Source organism: Serratia sp. CY32780, assembly GCF_052169135.1.
In the GTDB taxonomy this organism is placed as follows: Bacteria; Pseudomonadota; Gammaproteobacteria; order Enterobacterales; family Enterobacteriaceae; genus Serratia; species Serratia sarumanii.
In genome coordinates, this window is record NZ_JBJNLI010000001.1 from 1,854,847 (window position 1) to 1,873,622 (window position 18,776).

Here is an 18,776-nt window from a genome sequence, read left to right on the forward strand (position 1 = left end):
TAACTAGTACACAAGTTCACGGCAACGGCCGTGTCGGATGAGCGTTAACAGAGAGAGTCAGCAAATGAACAACTACATTTCTCTTCACGGTTGGTGGCGTACCTCCCTCTTGCGGGCGGTGTAATCGCGCATAGCTGTCATCTGACAATGCAGATTTCCTGAGCCCGCACCTGATGCGGGCTTTTTTATGGACAGAATTCACTGGAACCACCGATGATGAACACCAAACCACAACTGACATTGCTGAAGGCGCAAGCCAGCTACCGGGGCGACCCCACCACCATTTTCCACCAGCTGTGCGGCGCCCGTCCGGCCACCCTGCTGCTGGAATCGGCGGAAATCAACAGCAAACAGAATTTGCAGAGCCTGCTGGTGATCGACAGCGCGCTGCGCATTACCGCACTGGGCCACACCGTCAGCGTGCAGGCGCTGACCGCCAACGGCGCGGCGCTGCTGCCGCTGCTGGACGAAGCGCTGCCGCCCGAGGTGCGCAATCAGGCGCGCCCCAACGGCCGCGAACTGACCTTCCCGGCGATCGACGCGGTGCAAGACGAAGACGCCCGCCTGCGTTCACTGTCGGTGTTCGACGCGCTGCGCACGCTGCTGACCCTGGTGGACTCTCCGGCGGACGAGCGCGAAGCCGTGATGCTGGGCGGCCTGTTCGCCTACGATTTGGTCGCCGGTTTCGAAGACCTGCCGGGGCTGCGCCAGGATCAACGCTGCCCAGACTTCTGCTTCTATCTGGCGGAAACCCTGCTGGTGCTGGATCACCAACGCGGTACGGCCCGTCTGCAGGCCAGCGTCTTCAATGAGCAGGCGAGTGAAGCGCAGCGTTTGCAGCAACGCCTGGAACAGCTGCAGGCCGAATTGCAACAAACCCCGCAGCCGATCCCGCACCAAACGCTGGAGAACATGCAGCTGAGCTGTAACCAGAGCGACGAAGAGTACGGCGCGGTGGTCAGCGGGCTGCAGGAAGCGATCCGCCAGGGCGAGATTTTCCAGGTGGTGCCGTCGCGCCGCTTCTCCCTGCCGTGCCCGGCGCCGCTGGCAGCCTACCAGACCTTGAAAGACAACAACCCCAGCCCGTACATGTTCTTCATGCAGGATGATGACTTCACCCTGTTCGGCGCTTCGCCGGAGAGCGCGCTGAAATACGACGCGAGCAATCGGCAAATCGAAATCTACCCGATCGCTGGCACTCGCCCGCGCGGCCGGAGTAAGGACGGTTCGCTGGATCTGGATCTCGACAGCCGCATCGAGCTGGAAATGCGCACCGACCACAAAGAGCTGGCCGAGCACCTGATGCTGGTCGATCTGGCGCGCAACGATCTGGCGCGCATCTGCCAGGCCGGCAGCCGCTACGTCGCCGACCTGACCAAGGTGGACCGCTATTCGTTCGTCATGCACCTGGTTTCCCGGGTAGTGGGCACCCTGCGCGCCGATCTCGACGTGCTGCACGCCTACCAGGCCTGCATGAACATGGGCACCCTGAGCGGCGCGCCGAAGGTGCGGGCAATGCAGCTGATCGCCGCCTCCGAAGGCACGCGCCGCGGCAGCTACGGCGGCGCGGTAGGCTACTTCACCGCCACCGGCGATCTGGATACCTGCATCGTCATTCGTTCCGCCTACGTTGAAGACGGCATCGCCACCGTGCAGGCCGGCGCCGGCGTGGTGCTGGATTCCGTCCCGCAGGCGGAAGCCGACGAGACCCGCAACAAAGCCCGTGCCGTGCTGCGTGCCATCGCCACTGCGCACCATGCCAAGGAGGTGTTCTGATGGCCGATATCCTGTTGCTCGACAACGTCGATTCCTTTACCTACAACCTGGTCGATCAGCTGCGCGCCAGCGGCCACCAGGTAGTGATTTACCGTAACCAGATCGCCGCCGAGGTGATCATCGAACGCCTGGAGCACATGACCCAGCCGGTGCTGATGCTGTCGCCCGGCCCCGGCACCCCGTCCGAAGCGGGCTGCATGCCGGAACTGCTGCAGCGCCTGCGCGGCCGGCTACCGATCATCGGCATCTGCCTCGGCCACCAGGCGATCGTCGAAGCCTACGGCGGCCAGGTCGGCCAGGCGGGCGAGATCCTGCACGGCAAGGCCTCGGCGATCGTTCACGATGGCGAAGGTATGTTCGCCGGCATGGCCAACCCGCTGCCGGTAGCGCGCTACCACTCGCTGGTCGGCAGCAATATCCCGGCCGATCTCACCGTCAACGCCCGGTTCGGCGAGATGGTGATGGCGGTGCGCGACGATCATCGCCGCGTGTGCGGCTTCCAGTTCCACCCGGAATCGATTCTGACCACCCACGGCGCGCGCCTGCTTGAGCAGACCCTGGCCTGGGCGCTGGCGAAGTAATATAAGGAACACGACGATGCAACCTATTCTTGAGAAACTGTACCGCGCCGAGTCGATGAGCCAGCAGGAAAGCCAACAGCTGTTCAGCGCCATCGTGCGCGGCGAATTGGAGCCGAGCCAACTGGCGGCGGCGTTGATCAGCATGAAAGTCCGCGGCGAGCGCCCGGAAGAGATCGCCGGCGCCGCCAAAGCGCTGCTGGACGACGCTCAGCCGTTCCCGCGCCCTGACTACCCGTTCGCCGATATCGTCGGCACCGGCGGCGACGGCACCAACAGCATCAATATTTCCACCGCCAGCGCCTTCGTGGCGGCGGCGTGCGGCGCGAAGATCGCCAAACACGGCAACCGCAGCGTCTCCAGCCGCTCCGGCTCTTCGGATCTGCTGGCGGCGTTCGGCATCCGCCTGGATCTGCCGGCGGAAGAAGCGCGCAAGGCGCTGGACGATCTCGGCGTGTGTTTCCTGTTCGCGCCGCAGTATCACACCGGTTTTCGTCACGCCATGCCGGTACGCCAGCAGCTGAAAACCCGCACGCTGTTCAACGTGCTGGGCCCGCTGATCAACCCGGCGCGTCCGCCGCTGGCGCTGATCGGCGTTTACAGCCCGGAACTGGTGCTGCCGATCGCCGAAACCCTGCGCGTGCTGGGCTATCAGCGTGCGGCGGTGGTTCACGGCGGCGGCATGGACGAGGTGGCGATCCACGCCCCGACGCACGTGGCGGAATTGAACAACGGCGAAATCAGCAGCTACCAGCTCACGCCGCAGTCCTTCGGATTGGAAACCTATCCGCTGGAAGCCCTGCTGGGCGGCACGCCGGAAGAAAACCGTGACATTTTGGCGCGGCTGTTACAAGGTAAAGGCGAGCCGGCGCACGCCGCGGCGGTCGCGGCCAACGTCGCGTTGCTTCTGAAGTTATTCGGACATGAAGACCTGCGCCAAAATGCGCGGCAGGCACTGGATATGATCAACAGCGGGCAGGCCTATGAGCGTGTCATCGCACTGGCGGCAAGAGGATAAATGATGCAGGAAACCGTGCTACACAAGATTGTCCGCGACAAAGCGCAATGGATCGCGGCGCGACAACAGCAACAGCCCCTGGCCGGCTTTCAGAACGACATCGTACCGAGCGAACGCAGCTTCTATCACGCGCTGCAGGGCACCCGGACGGCTTTCATTCTCGAATGCAAGAAGGCCTCGCCTTCCAAGGGGCTGATTCGCGAGAACTTTGATCCGGTAGAGATCGCCACGGTGTATAAAGATTTCGCCTCGGCGATCTCGGTGCTGACCGACGAGAAATACTTCCAGGGCAGCTTCGATTTCCTGCCGCTGGTCAGTAAAACCGTCAGCCAGCCGGTGTTGTGCAAAGACTTTATCATCGATCCTTATCAGATTTACCTGGCGCGCTACTATCAGGCCGACGCCATCCTGCTGATGCTGTCGGTGTTGACCGACGAGCAGTACCGCCAGCTGGCGGCGGTGGCCCACAGCCTGAACATGGGCGTGCTGACCGAAGTGATCAGCGAAGAAGAGCTGCAGCGCGCGATCGCGCTGGAAGCGCGCGTGGTCGGCATCAACAACCGCGATCTGCGCGATCTGAGCATCGATCTGAACCGCACCCGTCAGCTGGCGCCGCGCGTGCCGCACGGCGTGACGGTGATCAGCGAATCGGGCATCAACAACTACGGGCAGATCCGCGAGCTGAGCCATTACGCCAACGGTTTCCTGATCGGCAGCGCGCTGATGTCGGAACCCGATCTGCGCGCCGCCGTGCGCCGCGTGATCCTGGGCGAAAACAAAGTGTGCGGCCTGACCCGTCCGCAGGACGCCGCCGCCGCCTATCAGGCCGGCGCCATCTACGGCGGGCTGATTTTCGTCGGCCGCTCGCCGCGCTATGTGGACATCACCCGCGCTCGCGAAGTGATCTCCGGCGCGCCGCTGAAGTACGTCGGCGTGTTCTGCGACGCCCAGGTCGATACCGTGGCGTTGACCGTTGAGCGCCTCGGTCTGCACGCGGTGCAATTGCACGGCGCAGAAGACCAGGCCTATATCAACGCCCTGCGCGCCCGCTTGCCGGCCGATTGCCGCATCTGGAAAGCACTGAGCGTGAAAGATCGGGTGCCGGCGCGCGATCTGCAGCATGTCGATCGCTATCTGCTCGACAACGGCGCCGGCGGCACCGGCCAACGCTTCGACTGGTCGGTGTTACAAGGCGAAGATCTGACTAACGTGATGCTGGCGGGCGGCCTGCGCGCCGACAACTGCGTCGAGGCTGCCAAGCTCGGCTGCGCCGGGCTGGACTTCAACTCCGGCGTGGAAAGCGAACCGGGCATCAAAGATCCCGCGCGCCTGGCCTCGGTCTTCCAGACCCTGCGCGCCTACTGAATACGGCTCAACATTAATAACGGATAATAACGGGAACTCTCATGACGCTGCTTAACCCCTACTTCGGCGAATTTGGTGGCCAATACGTGCCGCAAATTCTGATGCCGGCCCTGAAACAACTGGAAGAAGCCTTTGTCAGCGCCCAGCGCGATCCTGCATTCCAGGCGGAATTTATCGATCTGCTGAAGAACTACGCGGGCCGCCCGACGGCGCTGACGCTGTGTAAAAACCTCACCGCCGGCAGCAACACCAAGCTGTACCTGAAGCGTGAAGACCTGCTGCACGGCGGCGCGCACAAGACCAACCAGGTGCTGGGCCAGGCGTTGCTGGCCAAGCGCATGGGCAAAACCGAGATCATCGCGGAAACCGGCGCCGGCCAACACGGCGTCGCGTCGGCGCTGGCCTGCGCGCTGCTCGGCCTGAAATGCCGCATCTATATGGGCGCCAAAGACGTCGAGCGCCAGTCGCCTAACGTGTTCCGCATGCGGCTGATGGGCGCGGAGGTGATCCCGGTGCACAGCGGCTCCGCCACCCTGAAAGACGCCTGCAACGAAGCGCTGCGCGACTGGTCCGGCAGCTATGAAACCGCCCACTATATGCTCGGCACCGCCGCCGGCCCGCATCCGTACCCTACCATCGTGCGTGAATTCCAGCGCATGATCGGCGAAGAAACCAAAGCGCAGGTGCTGGAGCGCGAAGGCCGCCTGCCGGATGCGGTCATCGCCTGCGTCGGCGGCGGCTCCAACGCCATCGGCATGTTCGCCGATTTTATCGATGACGCCGACGTTGGGCTGATCGGCGTGGAACCTGCCGGCCTGGGCATCGAAACCGGCCAGCACGGCGCGCCGCTGAAGCACGGCCACGTCGGCATCTACTTCGGCATGAAAGCGCCGATGATGCAGACCGCCGAAGGCCAGATTGAAGAATCCTATTCGATTTCCGCCGGGCTGGACTTCCCGTCCGTCGGGCCGCAGCACGCCTACCTGAACAGCACCGGCCGCGCCGAATACGTGTCGATCACCGACGACGAAGCGCTGGAAGCGTTCAAGGCGCTGTCGCGCCATGAAGGCATCATCCCGGCGCTGGAATCCTCGCACGCCCTGGCTCACGCGCTGAAAATGATCCGTGAAACGCCGCAGAAAGAGCAGATCCTGGTGGTCAACCTGTCCGGCCGCGGCGACAAAGACATATTTACCGTTCACGACATTTTGAAAGCACGGGGAGAAATCTGATGGAACGTTATCAGCAACTGTTCACGCGTATGGAAAGCAGCAAGGAAGGCGCCTTCGTCCCGTTCGTGACGCTGGGCGATCCTAATCCGGCGCTGTCGCTGCAGATTATCGACACCCTAATCGAAGCCGGCGCGGACGCGCTGGAGCTGGGCATCCCCTTCTCCGATCCGCTGGCGGATGGCCCCACCATCCAGAGCGCGACGCTGCGCGCCTTCGCCGCCGGCGTCACGCCGACCCAGTGCTTCGAGATGCTGGCGGCCATCCGCCAGAAGCACCCGACCATTCCCATCGGCCTGCTGATGTACGCCAACCTGGTGTTCCATAAAGGCATCGATGCGTTTTATCAACGCTGCGCCGAAGTGGGCGTGGACTCGGTGCTGGTCGCCGACGTGCCGTTTGAAGAGTCTGCGCCGTTCCGCGCCGCCGCCGCGCGCCACGGCATCGCGCCGATCTTCATCTGCCCGCCGAACGCCGATGACGATCTGCTGCGGGAAATAGCGTCGCACGGCCGCGGCTACACCTATCTGCTGTCGCGTGCAGGCGTCACCGGCACCGAAAGCCGGGCGCAGCTGCCGTTGCATCACCTGGTGAACAAGCTGCGCGAGTACCACGCCGCGCCGCCGCTGCAAGGCTTCGGCATCTCCGAACCCGAGCAGGTGAAGGCCGCGCTGCAGGCCGGGGCCGCCGGCGCGATCTCCGGCTCGGCAATCGTCAAAATCATCGAACAGCACCATGCCAACCCGGCGGAGATGCTGACCAGGCTGGCGGCCTTCGTCAGCAATATGAAGCGCGCCACCCGGGCGTGATCCTCTTCAGCGAGCGCCCTGCCGGCGCTCGCTTTAACAGCTTGTTTCCCCTCAAAGTTTGTTCCATTTATTTACAGCAAAAATTTGAACAAACCCAGGTCTTGTCTCACAATGAACTTTGTTCGCTATGCATTTCTTCGTTTGATTTGGGGAATGCGCCCGCTGCGGCGAAAAACCGTAGCGAATTTCAACCATAACATTGCATGGAGAGTAATTTATGAAGCTGTTTAAAACCCTTTCGGCCTTGTGCATGGCAGCCGTTGTGGCGGTCGCGGTGAGCGCTTGCGCGCCGACGGCAAAATCAGAGGGAACGGGCGGTTATATCGATGACACGGTGGTCACCACCAAAGTGAAATCGGCACTGCTGGCGGATAAAAACATCAAGTCACGCGAAATCAGCGTGGAAACCTTTAAGGGACGCGTGCAGCTGAGCGGCTTCGTGACGTCCAGCGATGACGCCAACCGTGCGGTGCAGGTCACACGCGGCGTGGCCGGCGTGAAATCGGTTGAAAACGTAATGCAGATTAAATAATACCGACACAGGGAGGCGCAACGCCTCCCTGCTTGGAGCCTTCATCAGAAGCGGTACCCCGCCCCGAACATGAACACCCACGGATCCAAACGCGTATCGAAGCTGTGGTGCCCGCCATTCGCATCGTTGAAGCGAGTTTTGGTTTCGATATTCATCCACCACACCGACATGTTCAGCATCCAGTGCTCATCCAGGTTGTAATCCAGGCCGGCCTGCGCCGCCACACCCCAGGAGTCTTTCAGATCGAGATTGCTCAACCCGGCGCTTTTGCCGTAGTCGTTGAACTTCTCGTCGAAGAAGGTGGTGTAGTTAACGCCGACGCCCAGGTAAGGCCGCAGTTTGTCCTGCTTATCGCCGAAGTAGTATTGCGCCATCAGCGTAGGCGGCAACTGGTGAACGGTCGCCAGATCGGTGCCGCCCAGCGTCACCTTGTGGCGGAATGGCGTTGCGGCCAACAACTCAACGCCGATGTTGTCCGTCACCATGTAACCGAAGGTCAGACCGAGCTGGGTGTTGTTTTTCGCATCCAGCGAACCCAACCCCAGCACGTTGTCCGAACCCGCATTTGGACGCACCGTCGCGGTTCCCGCGCGGAACAGGAAATCACCGGCCTGATGCGCACTTGCCAACATAGGCGCCATCATCGTCGCCAATACCATCAGAGTTGTCTTTTTCATTATCCATTCCATTTGTGTGGTTAATCACTCGGGAGGGAATATACCTACTTTCGGGTATTTGTGATCCCATCGAGATCACATCTTATGTGTAAAAATTTAAAATCCTACTAAAAACAAGGTTACCTAACCGCCTAATAAATCAAGGATTGATCTGCATCAAAAAATCGATTTTGTTGCAAATTATCTACATGTTCAAATTTCGGTTGCGGAGAAAATTGCGGCTGAGGTAATTTCATTTTCCGTGTTGGTTTTGGTTGGTGCCGTGAGGAGTCGGCGGGCAATCAAGATGAGCGAAATCCTTAATCCCTGTGTCAGCTGCGGCGCATGCTGCGGTTATTTTCGAGTGTCATTCTATTGGGCCGAAGCCGAAGACGGCGGCGGCACCGTCCCTCTTTCCCTGACGGAGCCTTTGACCCCGTTCCTGCGCTGCATGCAGGGGACCAACAGCAAGTCCCCCCGCTGCAACGCGCTGGACGGCGAGATCGGCAAAGCCGTGTCCTGCTCGATCTACCTCAATCGGCCCAGCCCGTGCAGAGAGTTCGATCAGTCCGGTGAAAACGGCCTGCGCAACGAAGCCTGCGATCGCGCACGGGAACGCTACGGCCTGCCGCCCTTGCCGGTGCCCCTGCCGCTGTCGCTGCCTGAGACGACGATCGTTGAAGAAATAGGCGTAGTGCAATTCGCGGGGTGCCACAGCGGCGTGGAACAGGGTACAATCACCCACTGATTTATCTCTGTTTTCCCGACGCCAAGGAGTCTGCATGTCTATCACGGCCAACGCTTTGTACCGTGACAGTTTTAACTTTTTACGCAACCAACTGGCCAGCATCCTGATGCTGGCTTTGTTGACGGCGTTTATCTCCGTGCTGCTGAATCAGGCCTTCAGCCCCGATGCCGAACAGTTGGCGACGCTCGCTGCCACCACCAGCGATTTCGCTTCGTCTACCGGTATGGGCATTCAGGAAGTGATCCAGCAGATGACGCCGGAACAGCAGATGGTGTTGCTGAAAGTGTCGGCGGCCGCCACCTTCTCCGCGCTGGTCGGCAACGTGCTGCTGGTCGGCGGGATGTTGACGCTGATTCGTCTGGTGTCGCAAGGGCAACGCACCAGTGCCCTGCGCGCGCTCGGCGCCTCGGCGCCCGACTTGCCGCGCCTGCTGCTGCTGCTGTTTATCTGCACCCTGCTGATCCAGCTTGGCCTGACGCTGTTTGTGGTGCCGGGCGTGCTGATGGCGATCGCCTTCGCACTGGCGCCGGTGATCGCCTCGGTCGACAAGAAAGGCGTGTTCGCTTCGCTCAAGCTGAGCAGCAAACTGGCCTTCGCCAATGCGCGCGTGATCGTGCCGGCGATGATGCTGTGGCTGGCGGCCAAACTGCTGGTGCTGTTTTTGGTGAGCCATCTGTCGGTGCTGACGCCGAACGTCGCCAGCGTGGTGTTGACCGCGTTGAGCAACCTGGTGTCTGCCCTGCTTCTGATCTACCTGTTCCGCCTGTATATGCTGCTGCGCGGCTAACGCCGGCGTCAGCGAAAATCAAGGGGCACGCTTCGGCGCGCCCCTTTTTTGTTTACCCCATCACGGCGGCTTCCGCCTGCTCCTTACTCTGAATCAGCTTCAGCGCCAGATACAGATCCGGCACCAAAATCAGCTCTTTGTCGCGCCCTAAGCGGTTGATGCGGAACCAACGCGTCAGTTCGGTGCGACGCCCCGCCAGCACCAGCCTAACGTTACGCTGTAACAGATCGCGTTTCAGTTCGTCGATGGCCGCCAACACGCTGATGTCGGCATGGGTAAAACTGGCCACCGCGTCCACCACCACCCAACGCGGCTGGAACGGCGTGCCGTCGACCAAATTGAGAATGCGGCGTTTGAAGTACGCCACGTTGAAATAGGTCAGCGGCGAATTGAAACGATACATCATGACGCCGGGCACCGCCTTCACCCCATTGTTGTTGCCCATGGAATGGATCATGCCTTCGTCGTTGACGCCCAGCAGCTGTTCCGTCGGCCGGAAGACGGTGCGCAGAAACTGCATCAATCCCAGTAACACCGCCAGCCCGATGCCGCTGATCACCCCCACCAGCAGCACGCTGAGGAAGGTAAACAGCGCCAGGCGGAACGCCTGCGCGTTGCGACGGCGCAAGATCCAGATGCCGCGGATGTCCAGCAGTGACCAGGCCGCATACATCAGCACCACCCCCAATCCCGCCACCGGAATAAACTGCAGCGGCGACATCAGGAACAGCAAGACGAAGGCGATTACCGCGGCGGCGATGATCGACACCAGCTGGCTCTTGCCGCCGTTGGCGTCATTCACCGCGGTGCGCGAGTCTGCGCCGCTGATGGCGAAACCTTGCGACAGCGCAGAGACGATATTCACCAGCCCCAGCGCGCGAAACTCGGCGTCGGCGTTCACTTCATAACCGTTTTTGGCGGCAAAGCTGCGGGCGGTGAGCATCATGCTGACAAAGCTCACCACCGCCAGGTTAAGCGCCGGGATCACCATGTCGCGCAGTAAACCGGGCTGAAAATCCGGCCACTGGACGATCGGCAACACGCCGCTGAAACCGCCCACCGTCACCACGCCATGCTGTTGCAGGCCGCCCGCCCAGGTCACGAACGCCGCCAGCACGATGGCGAACAGCGGTGCCGGCCAGTTAGGCCGCCATTTTTTAAATCCGAGCAGCGTCACCAGCGTCAATAACGACACCGCCATTGTCAGCCAGTCGCTGTGCAGCAGGTTGCCGGGCAGCGCGTAGATGCGCTCGATCAGCTGCGCCGGGCGCACCGTGAACCCCAACACCTTGCCGATCTGATCGACCATAATGGTGATCGCCACCCCGTTCAGCAACCCGCTGAGGATCGGCCGCGACAGCAGATCCGCCAGCGCCCCCAGCTTGAACCGGCTGGCCAGCAGGCACCAGCCGCCCATCATGGCGGTCATCATGATGGTCAGTTGCCAATGGCGCTCCATATTGCCCGCCGCCAGCGGCGTCACCACCGCGGCGATCACCGCACAGGTGGCGGCGTCGGGCCCGACGATCAGCTGGCGTGACGATCCGAACAGCGCATAGGCCACCATCGGCAAAATACAGGAATAGAGCCCCACCACCGGGCTGACCCCGGCCAGCTCGGCATAAGCGATGGCCACCGGCAAGGCGACGGCGGCGACGGAAAGGCCGGCGCGAATATCCGGCTTGAGCCAACTGCGTTGATAGCCCAATAAATGCGTCAAACCAGGCGTCAGGGCCTGGAGAGATTTCCACTGCATGCTGTTTTCCGCGGTAAATTATCTGGTTATTATGCTACTTACTATGCGGCCTGTGGCGCGCGCTGGCAATGCGCCCGCGCTTTCTCACGTAAGTTTATGCAAATTCCTGCTTTCGCGGCAGAAATCCGCCGGCCAAACGCCGATAATCGGCAGCGCCCGGCGGTACACAGAGCTCGCCGAATCCGGTATAGTCGGCCGATGAACAGATGATGGATTGATTTATGAAGCAGTTTCTTGATTTCCTCCCGTTAATTGTCTTTTTCGCTTTTTACAAGCTGTACGATATTTACGTCGCTTCCGGCTCGTTGATCGTCGCTACCGCACTGGCGCTGGTGTTCACCTGGGTTAAATACCGCAAGGTCGAGAAGATGACGCTGATCACCTTCCTGATGGTGCTGGTGTTCGGCACCCTGACGCTGGTGTTCCACAACGATTTGTTCATCAAATGGAAGGTCACGGTGATTTACGCGCTGTTCGCGCTGGCGCTGCTGATCAGCCAATGGGTGCTCAAAAAACCGCTGGTTCAGCGCATGCTGGGCAAAGAGCTGACGCTGCCGGACAAAGTGTGGAGCAACCTCAACCTGGCCTGGGCGGTCTTCTTCCTGGCCTGCGGCCTGGCGAACATCTATGTCGCCTTCTGGCTGCCGCAAAGCGTCTGGGTCAATTTCAAAGTCTTTGGCCTGACGGTGCTGACGCTGGTCTTCACCCTCCTCAGCGGTATCTATATTTACCGGCACATGCCGGAAGAACAGAAAAAATAGTTACAAAATTGTTAATGCCTGCGGCGCTTGCCGCGGGCAGTATGATGTTATTCCCTCCCTTTAAAAGCAGACTGCTATGACACAACAACGACCTTTACCCAGCGGCGAGCTGGTGCTGCGCACGCTGGCGATGCCGGCCGATACCAATGCCAACGGTGATATCTTCGGCGGCTGGCTGATGTCGCAAATGGATATCGGCGGCGCCATCCAGGCAAAAGAGATCGCCGAAGGGCGCGTGGTGACCGTGCGCGTGGACGGCATGACCTTCCTGAAACCGGTGGCGGTAGGCGACGTGGTTTGCTGCTATGCGCACTGCATCCGTACCGGGCGCAGCTCGATCACCATCAATATCGAAGTGTGGGTCAAGAAAGTCTCCTCCGCCCCGATCGGCCAGCGCTACAGGGCGACCGAAGCGGTGTTCACCTATGTGGCGGTCGATGCGGAAGGCAACTCGCGCGCGCTGCCTGAGGGCAAAATGAATTTCCGCGTCGGCTTCGAAGAATAAACTGACGCTACACCGCAAATGCAAAAAGGGTCGCCGAGGCGACCCTTTCTTTTTGTGTTGACCGAACTCAGTTCAATTCAGTCGTGCCGTTCAGCTTGAAGCGGATAGTGACGGTGCGATCTTTCGCTTCTTTGGCTTCATAGCGCCACTTGCGCATCGCCTGCTTCACTTCACGCTCAAACATGTTGCGCGGCTCGGCCGACAAGATGCGCACGTTGCTCACGCGCCCGTCGCTGTCGATATCGAACTGTACCCGCACGTTGCCTTCGATCTGCAAAGCCTGGGCCCGCGGCGGATAGAGCGGATTGGCGCGGCTGATCGGCCTTGGCCCGACCTCGCGCGAGTTGCCCTGCACCGGCGCAGCAGGCGCCTGTTTCACCGGCGCTTTATCGATCGGCTTGGCCGGCGAATCGTTGTTGAACGGCGACGGCTCGCGCGGCTCGACTTTCTTCGGCTCCGGTTTGACCTGTTTTTCGACCTTCGGCTTCGGCTTAGGCTTCGGTTTCGGCTTGACCGGCTCCGGCTTCACGATCGCCTTCGGCGGCGGCTCCACGATAGGCTCCGGTTCTGGCTCCGGCTCAGGTTCGACCTGCGGCGGCTCCGGCTCGGCCGGCGCCGGCGGTGGCGGTTCGGCCATCGCGGCGGTGTTGACCATCATGACGCTGATCGGCGCGTCCTCTGGCTTCGGCAGCTCCACCACTTCTTTTACCGAAGCGTAAAGCAATCCCGCCACCAGGGCGCTGTGCAGGCCTACGGACAAGACGAAAGGCACGGATATACGGCGATTAAGGAACATCTTTTTTAGCGGCATAATGATTCTGTTTCCTCTGGTTCGCCAAGTTTAAATGCAAATAGCAATCATATTCAATAACGAAAGGCAAACTATCGCTTTAATCGTCAGTATGCGCGGCTAAAACCAGCAAACTCATAAGGATATTAACCTGGCCGTTGCTTTTTTATCGCCGGAACACCACGCTTCATTAACGTTTCGCCTGGCGTCAAAAAGTAAAAAACCCGCCGTAGCGGGTTGATTGCGGTGATTAAGCGTTATTCTTCATCGCCATAGTAAAGCACGCCCAGCTTGATCAACGGCCGCCCTTGCGCCTTGCGGTGCAGGTTGGTGTCGCGCAGCGAATAGACGCAGCCGCAGTATTCCTGCTGATAGAAGCGTTCACGCTTGCTGATCTCTATCATGCGCGACGAACCGCCCTTCTTGCGCCAGTTGTAATCCCAGTACACCAGGTCAGGATACTTTTCCGCCGCGCGAATGCCGCAGTCGGTGATCTGCTGCATGTTCTTCCAGCGCGAAATGCCGAGCGAGCTGGAGATGGTGTCGTAACCGTGCTCATGCGCATACAGCGCCGTGCGCTCGAAACGCATGTCGAAACACATGGTGCAGCGGATACCGCGCTCCGGCTCATTCTCCATCCCTTTGGCGCGGGCGAACCAGTTGTCGGTATCGTAATCGGCATCGATGATCGGCACCCCGTGCTGCTCGGCGAAGCGGATGTTCTCTTCCTTGCGCAGCAGATACTCTTTTTGCGGATGAATATTGGGGTTATAGAAGAAAATGGCGTACTCGATCCCGGAGGCCTGGATCGCTTCCATTACCTCGCCGGAACAGGGCGCGCAGCACGAATGCAGCAGCAGTTTGCTTTTGCCCGCCGGCAAATCGAGTTTTTCCCTTACCAGTTCCGTCATGTCCTCACCTCAATGGCATATCAGTTTAAGCGCGCCGCACTATACGAATAAAAAGTAGCGGCTTCAAGGCATAAGCGCCAATCCGCCGGGAAATTCGCCCTACGCCGTTCCCCTGCCGCGCCTTTTGCGCTACCTTGGTAGCACCGTTTTATAGCCATGATTTTAAAGGTGAAACATGCTTTATCTGATCTACGCGCAAGACGTCCCCAACTCGCTGGAAAATCGTCTGGCGGTGCGTCCGGCACACCTGGCGCGCCTGCAGGCGCTGCGCGACGCCGGTCGCCTGGTGGTCGCCGGCCCTAACCCGGCCATCGACAGCAACGATCCCGGCGCCGCCGGCTTTACCGGTTCGACGGTGATCGCCGAATTCGAGTCGCTGGCGCAAGCCCAGGCCTGGGCGCAACAGGATCCCTATATCGCCGCCGGTGTGTATGCCGACGTGACGGTGAAACCGTTCAAGCAGGTGTTCTGATCTCCAGCCCCCCAATACCGGGAACGCCCGTTCGCGCGCCGTTCCCGGATCAATGCGTGCTCTCACCCTAACCCGTCGGTAGAAAAAATGCTCTCCCTTCAGGAGGCGTCGTGTCGCCCGCCTATACTCTCCTGAACCCGCGGCATCGCCGCGAAGCCGGGAGATAGACCGATGCGACTCGACGTACACGCTCACCTGTGGAGCACAGAGTATCTGGATCTTTTGCAAGCGCATGGCGTGCACGACGTCGCCGCCTATCGGCAACTGGGCGCCGGCCGCACCGAGCGCGAACTCGACGCGCGCTTCGCCCTGCTGGACAGCGCCGGCATCGACATGCAAATCCTGTCGGCGACGCCGCTGTCGCCGCATCTGGAAGACGAACAGGCGGCCGTTGATGCCGCGCGCCGGATCAACGATGAATATGCGGAACTGGTAGCGCGTTATCCCACCCGCTTTCGGGCTATCGCTTCTTTGCCGCTGCCGCATATCGACGCGGCGTTGCTCGAGCTTGAAAGGGCCTTTACCCAGCTCAATATGCTGGGCGCCTGCATCACCACCTCGGTGCTCGGGCTGTCTATTGCCAACCCGCTGTTCGAGCCGCTCTATCAGGAACTCAATCGCCGCCACAGCGTGCTGGCCATTCATCCCGCCGGCCGCGGCGCACACTCGCCGCTGATCGCCGATTACGCTTTGACCTGGTCGATTGGCGCGCCGATCGAAGATACGGTCGCCGCCATGCACTTTATTCTCCACGGCATCCCCCAACGCTTTCCGGAGATGAAAATCATTGTGCCGCACCTGGGCGGCCTGCTGCCGATGACGCTGGAGCGTCTCGACCAAACCGTCGCATGGGAAGCGCCGCATACACCGGAACCGCCGAGCCGCGCCGCTCTGCGCATGTGGTACGACACGGTAGGCCACGATCAGGTGCCCGCATTGCAAGCGGCGGCGGCGACCTTCGGCGCAGAGCGGCTGCTGTTCGGCACCGATTTCCCGTTCCAGCCGGGCGACCTGTTTCAAACCACGGTGGACTACATCCGCCGTGCGGGATTGCCGGAGGCAGACGTGAATGCCATTTTGGATCGCAATGCGGCGGCGGTGTTTGGGCTATAGGATGTGAGGCGGCCCTCCCAGGTTGGGCCGCGCTTACTGCGCGATGCGTTCACCGGTCTGAAAATACTCGCCGATGACTTTCTCCAGCATCGTCGTCGCAGGCTCGCCGTCGGCGGCGAAAGAGCGCAGCAGCTGCACCTCATACGGCGCGACCGGTGGCAACTCTTCGAGTATCCGCATCGCGCCAGAGAGCCGCGCCCGATCGAGCAACGTGACGGCCAGCCCCGCCTCTACGCAAGAGGCCACCACGCTGGCCGAGGGACTGCTTAAAATGACCCGCCATGGCCGCCCCGCGGCCGTCAACGCCTCGAGCATCGCTTCGCGATAAGGGCAGTCGGCGGCATGCAACGCCAGCGGCAACGGCCGGTTAGCCTGCAGCGCCAGCGAACGGCCTCCGGCCCACACCGGCGCAGTCACCGCAAGCGGTGTCTGGCACTGTCTCCCCGAGGGTTGAACCACCAGCGCAAGATGCAGCCGATTACGGCCAATTTGTTCCGCCAGCGCCTGGCTGGCGGCGGTAGAGACCTCCAGCTCCACTGCGGGAAAACTGTCGGCAAACCGCGGCAAAATATGGCGTATCACATGAGAAGCGTACTCATCGGGCAATCCCAATTTGATATGGCCGCTCAGCGGCGCGCCCTGCAGCTCCCGCAGAATATCGTCATGGGCGTTCAGCAGCACGAGCGTCGAGGCCAGCAGCCTGTTTCCCAACGGCGTCAGCGCCACGGACTGATTGTCACGCTCCAGCAGGCGCCCGCCCGCCAGCTGTTCCAGGCGCTGGATATGCACGCTCACGGCGGCCGGGCTGCGATTGACAAATGCCGCCGCCGCGCGAAATTGCCCCAAACGCGCAATGGCGTGAAAAGTGCGCAAGAGATCGATATCCAATGTCGGCCGCATGATTTAACTCCATTAAACAACTAAACAAAAATTATTCGATTTATTAAATTATAGCCACTCACTACCATCGGGCGGAAAAGGAGGTGACCACCATGTCCCTGCCACAATTCCGCCCCTCTTCCCACTGCGGCAAAGCCGCCCTCTGGCTGGCTGCGGCCGAGGTTCTGCTGATCGTGGCCTGGAGCTCCGGTTTCGTCGGCATCCGCTTCGCCGCCGATTACGCGCCGGTGTTGCTGGTGGCGTTCTGGCGCTGCGTGGTGGTCGCGTTCGCGCTGCTGCCGTTTAGCCTGAGCGCCATAAGGCGCGCATCTCCGCTGACGCTAGCTGTTCACGCCGGGATCGGGTTGCTCGCCATGACCGGTTACCTGACCGGCGTCAGCAAAGGCATTGAATATGGCGTGCCGGCCGGGCTGGCCGCGCTCATCGCCGATTTGCTCCCTCTCGGCACGGCGCTGCTGAGCATGCTGGTGCAACGTCGCCTGCCCGATGGCCGCGTCTGGTTCGGGTTAACATTGGGGGTTAGCGGGGTAACGCTAGCGACCGGCAGCGCCATCTCATGGGGAAACGCCCCAATGTGGAGCTACTTGTTGCCGCTGGCGGGGATGCTGTCGCTGGCGCTGGCGACGCTGTGGCAGCAAAGGCTGCCGCAGACGCAGGCAATGAGTTTGCCGGCCGCGCTGGGGATACAAAGCGCGGTTTCAGCACTGGCTTTCGCCGCGATGGCCGGCGCTGAAGGCCCGTTGCTGCCAACCATGACGACGGGTTTTGTGATCGGCGTGCTTTGGACCGCGCTGCTGGCGACGCTGGGCGGCTACGGGCTGTACTGGTTTTGTCTAAGGCTCACCTCTGCGCTGCGCGTGACGAGCCTGCTGTTTCTCAGTCCCTTCGTCACTTTCTGCTGGGCATGGTTAAGTTCGATGAGCCCCTTGCCTGGCCGATGCTGCTGGGCGCGGCGGCCGCAGGAAGCGGTTTGTGGTTGCTAATCCGTCCCGCCGGGGGGATGAGCCGTAAACGGCGCAACGCGCTGAAAAATGACGGGTAAAGCGAACGGCGCCGCCGCTACGCGATGAGTTTTCCCCGCACCACCACCTTGCCCGGCTTGATATCGGGGTCAGCAATGCGCCGGATCGCCAGATTCAACGCTTGCCAGGCGATCTCTTGCAAATCATGCGACACGCAGGGGAAATGAAAACCGTAGATCTCAGCATGTGAAACCTCATCGATGCTGAACAGCGACACGTCCTGCATCAACGGCAGCCGGTGTTCAATGCAGGCCTTGATAATACCCAGGGAGATCTGGTTATTGCAGCCGACGAAAAAGTCCGGCGCGCGGTTATTGGCCAGCCATCGGCTCGTCTCTTGCCAGGCGACATCCATAAAGAAATCGGCATACAGCACTTCAAGCGACGCCACCTTGCCTTGTAATGCCGCTTGCAAGCCAGTGACCCTGTCACGCGCCACGTTGGAGTTTTCCGGCCCGGAGACCACCACCACCCGCTGCGCCTTCTGTTCCAGCAGCCAGCGCCCCGCCTGGAGGCCGCAGTCCAGGTTATCGATATACACCCCGCTGCAGTGGCGATTATCCAGCTCCCGGTCGATCAGCACCACCGGAATATTCAAGGTTTCCAACCGTTTTAGGTAGGAAGGCTGGTACAGATGATCGTTGGAAATGACCGAGAGAATGATCGCATCGACGTTGTAGCCAATCAGTTTGTCGATGATTCTGTCTTCGCTTTCCTGAGACTCATAGGAGTCGAACACCAGGGTGTCATACCCCATTTTTTGCGCTTCAAGCGTCATCAGCCGCGTCAGACCGCCAAAGAACGGGTTGGCCATATCAGGGTTGACGATACCGATGGTTCTGCTGCTTTTTGCCCGCAGGTTACGCGCCGCGGCATTGACCACATAGCCGAGCTCGGCAGCGGTCTCCCGAATGCGGCGCAGCGTTTCCGGATGAACCTTGTCCGGCTGTGAAAATGCCCGCGACGCGGTGATTTTACTGACGTTTGCCTGTGCGGCCACGCTAGCCAGCGTCGCTTTCCGTCCTCGACCCACTGCCAAATGCAGCTC

The 18,776-nt window shown here is 60.8% G+C and carries 18 protein-coding genes, 1 pseudogene and 1 other annotated feature; of the genes and pseudogenes, 13 read left to right on the forward strand and 6 right to left on the reverse strand.

What is annotated here, in order from left to right; genetic code table 11:
• The first annotated feature begins 85 nt into the window (after nt 1-85).
• Nucleotides 86-189: a sequence feature (Trp leader region), on the forward strand.
• 24 nt (nt 190-213) lie between these two features.
• From ACJ8HH_RS08920 to ACJ8HH_RS08945, 6 genes and pseudogenes are all read left to right on the forward strand, one after another.
• Nucleotides 214-1,776: an anthranilate synthase component 1 gene (locus ACJ8HH_RS08920; protein WP_164096774.1), complete on the forward strand. Its 1,563-nt coding sequence runs from the start codon at nt 214-216 to the stop codon at nt 1,774-1,776.
• Nucleotides 1,776-3,372 (forward strand): annotated as a pseudogene (gene trpD / locus ACJ8HH_RS08925) (bifunctional anthranilate synthase glutamate amidotransferase component TrpG/anthranilate phosphoribosyltransferase TrpD). Before ACJ8HH_RS08920 ends, trpD begins: the two are co-directional and overlap by 1 nt.
• A gap of 3 nt (nt 3,373-3,375) precedes the next feature.
• Nucleotides 3,376-4,737 (forward strand): bifunctional indole-3-glycerol-phosphate synthase TrpC/phosphoribosylanthranilate isomerase TrpF, encoded by a 1,362-nt coding sequence (gene trpCF / locus ACJ8HH_RS08930; RefSeq protein WP_080289017.1) that lies wholly within the window; start codon nt 3,376-3,378, stop codon nt 4,735-4,737.
• Between the two features lie 41 nt (nt 4,738-4,778).
• Nucleotides 4,779-5,969, forward strand: a complete 1,191-nt coding sequence (trpB, locus tag ACJ8HH_RS08935; protein WP_033634762.1) for a tryptophan synthase subunit beta — start codon at nt 4,779-4,781, stop codon at nt 5,967-5,969.
• Nucleotides 5,969-6,775 (forward strand): tryptophan synthase subunit alpha, encoded by an 807-nt coding sequence (trpA, locus tag ACJ8HH_RS08940; protein ID WP_197766215.1) that lies wholly within the window; start codon nt 5,969-5,971, stop codon nt 6,773-6,775. Before trpB ends, trpA begins: the two co-directional genes overlap by 1 nt.
• Nucleotides 6,776-6,992: 217 nt before the next feature.
• Nucleotides 6,993-7,307 carry a BON domain-containing protein gene (locus tag ACJ8HH_RS08945; RefSeq protein ID WP_025303053.1) on the forward strand — a complete coding sequence of 105 codons (315 nt, stop codon included), beginning with the start codon at nt 6,993-6,995 and terminating at the stop codon, nt 7,305-7,307.
• 44 nt (nt 7,308-7,351) lie between these two features.
• Here ACJ8HH_RS08945 and ompW read toward each other — a convergent pair whose 3' ends face one another.
• Nucleotides 7,352-7,984 carry an outer membrane protein OmpW gene (gene ompW, locus ACJ8HH_RS08950; RefSeq protein WP_004932076.1) on the reverse strand — a complete coding sequence of 211 codons (633 nt, stop codon included), beginning with the start codon at nt 7,982-7,984 and terminating at the stop codon, nt 7,352-7,354.
• A gap of 286 nt (nt 7,985-8,270) precedes the next feature.
• Between ompW and ACJ8HH_RS08955 the strand changes: the two genes are divergently transcribed.
• A complete protein-coding gene (locus ACJ8HH_RS08955) occupies nt 8,271-8,711 on the forward strand; it encodes a YkgJ family cysteine cluster protein (RefSeq protein ID WP_033634766.1) in 441 nt (146 codons plus the stop codon).
• Nucleotides 8,712-8,745: 34 nt separating this feature from the next.
• Entirely contained in the window at nt 8,746-9,498 is a 753-nt protein-coding gene (locus tag ACJ8HH_RS08960; protein ID WP_033647584.1) for a YciC family protein, read from the forward strand.
• A gap of 52 nt (nt 9,499-9,550) precedes the next feature.
• On the opposite strand, the gene ACJ8HH_RS08965 is transcribed toward ACJ8HH_RS08960, so the two are convergent.
• Nucleotides 9,551-11,254 (reverse strand): SulP family inorganic anion transporter, encoded by a 1,704-nt coding sequence (locus tag ACJ8HH_RS08965; protein ID WP_033634768.1) that lies wholly within the window; start codon nt 11,252-11,254, stop codon nt 9,551-9,553.
• 221 nt (nt 11,255-11,475) lie between these two features.
• On the opposite strand from ACJ8HH_RS08965, the gene ACJ8HH_RS08970 reads away from it, so the two are divergent.
• Both ACJ8HH_RS08970 and yciA read left to right on the forward strand, forming a co-directional pair.
• Nucleotides 11,476-12,015 carry a septation protein A gene (locus ACJ8HH_RS08970; RefSeq protein WP_197766216.1) on the forward strand — a complete coding sequence of 180 codons (540 nt, stop codon included), beginning with the start codon at nt 11,476-11,478 and terminating at the stop codon, nt 12,013-12,015.
• 76 nt (nt 12,016-12,091) lie between these two features.
• Nucleotides 12,092-12,520, forward strand: coding sequence for an acyl-CoA thioester hydrolase YciA (gene yciA, locus ACJ8HH_RS08975; RefSeq protein ID WP_004932085.1), 429 nt, complete (start codon nt 12,092-12,094; stop codon nt 12,518-12,520).
• Between the two features lie 67 nt (nt 12,521-12,587).
• Here yciA and tonB read toward each other — a convergent pair whose 3' ends face one another.
• Together tonB and ACJ8HH_RS08985 are read right to left on the reverse strand one after the other, a co-directional pair.
• Nucleotides 12,588-13,331, reverse strand: a complete 744-nt coding sequence (gene tonB, locus ACJ8HH_RS08980) for a TonB system transport protein TonB (protein WP_016927510.1) — start codon at nt 13,329-13,331, stop codon at nt 12,588-12,590.
• A gap of 236 nt (nt 13,332-13,567) precedes the next feature.
• Nucleotides 13,568-14,221: an epoxyqueuosine reductase QueH gene (locus ACJ8HH_RS08985; protein ID WP_025303057.1), complete on the reverse strand. Its 654-nt coding sequence runs from the start codon at nt 14,219-14,221 to the stop codon at nt 13,568-13,570.
• Nucleotides 14,222-14,396: 175 nt separating this feature from the next.
• Between ACJ8HH_RS08985 and ACJ8HH_RS08990 the strand changes: the two genes are divergently transcribed.
• Together ACJ8HH_RS08990 and ACJ8HH_RS08995 are read left to right on the forward strand one after the other, a co-directional pair.
• Complete coding sequence (locus ACJ8HH_RS08990) at nt 14,397-14,693, forward strand: YciI family protein (RefSeq protein WP_033634770.1); 297 nt, start codon at nt 14,397-14,399, stop codon at nt 14,691-14,693.
• A gap of 171 nt (nt 14,694-14,864) precedes the next feature.
• Entirely contained in the window at nt 14,865-15,806 is a 942-nt protein-coding gene (locus ACJ8HH_RS08995) for an amidohydrolase family protein (RefSeq protein WP_039565837.1), read from the forward strand.
• A 33-nt stretch (nt 15,807-15,839) separates the two neighbouring features.
• Here ACJ8HH_RS08995 and ACJ8HH_RS09000 read toward each other — a convergent pair whose 3' ends face one another.
• Complete coding sequence (locus tag ACJ8HH_RS09000) at nt 15,840-16,706, reverse strand: LysR substrate-binding domain-containing protein (RefSeq protein ID WP_060430368.1); 867 nt, start codon at nt 16,704-16,706, stop codon at nt 15,840-15,842.
• Between the two features lie 92 nt (nt 16,707-16,798).
• Between ACJ8HH_RS09000 and ACJ8HH_RS09005 the strand changes: the two genes are divergently transcribed.
• Nucleotides 16,799-17,689, forward strand: coding sequence for a DMT family transporter (locus ACJ8HH_RS09005; protein ID WP_442520226.1), 891 nt, complete (start codon nt 16,799-16,801; stop codon nt 17,687-17,689).
• Nucleotides 17,690-17,765: 76 nt separating this feature from the next.
• Here the strand turns inward: ACJ8HH_RS09005 and ACJ8HH_RS09010 are convergent, their stop codons facing one another.
• A complete protein-coding gene (locus ACJ8HH_RS09010) occupies nt 17,766-18,767 on the reverse strand; it encodes a LacI family DNA-binding transcriptional regulator (protein ID WP_039565832.1) in 1,002 nt (333 codons plus the stop codon).
• Nucleotides 18,768-18,776 lie beyond the last annotated feature (9 nt).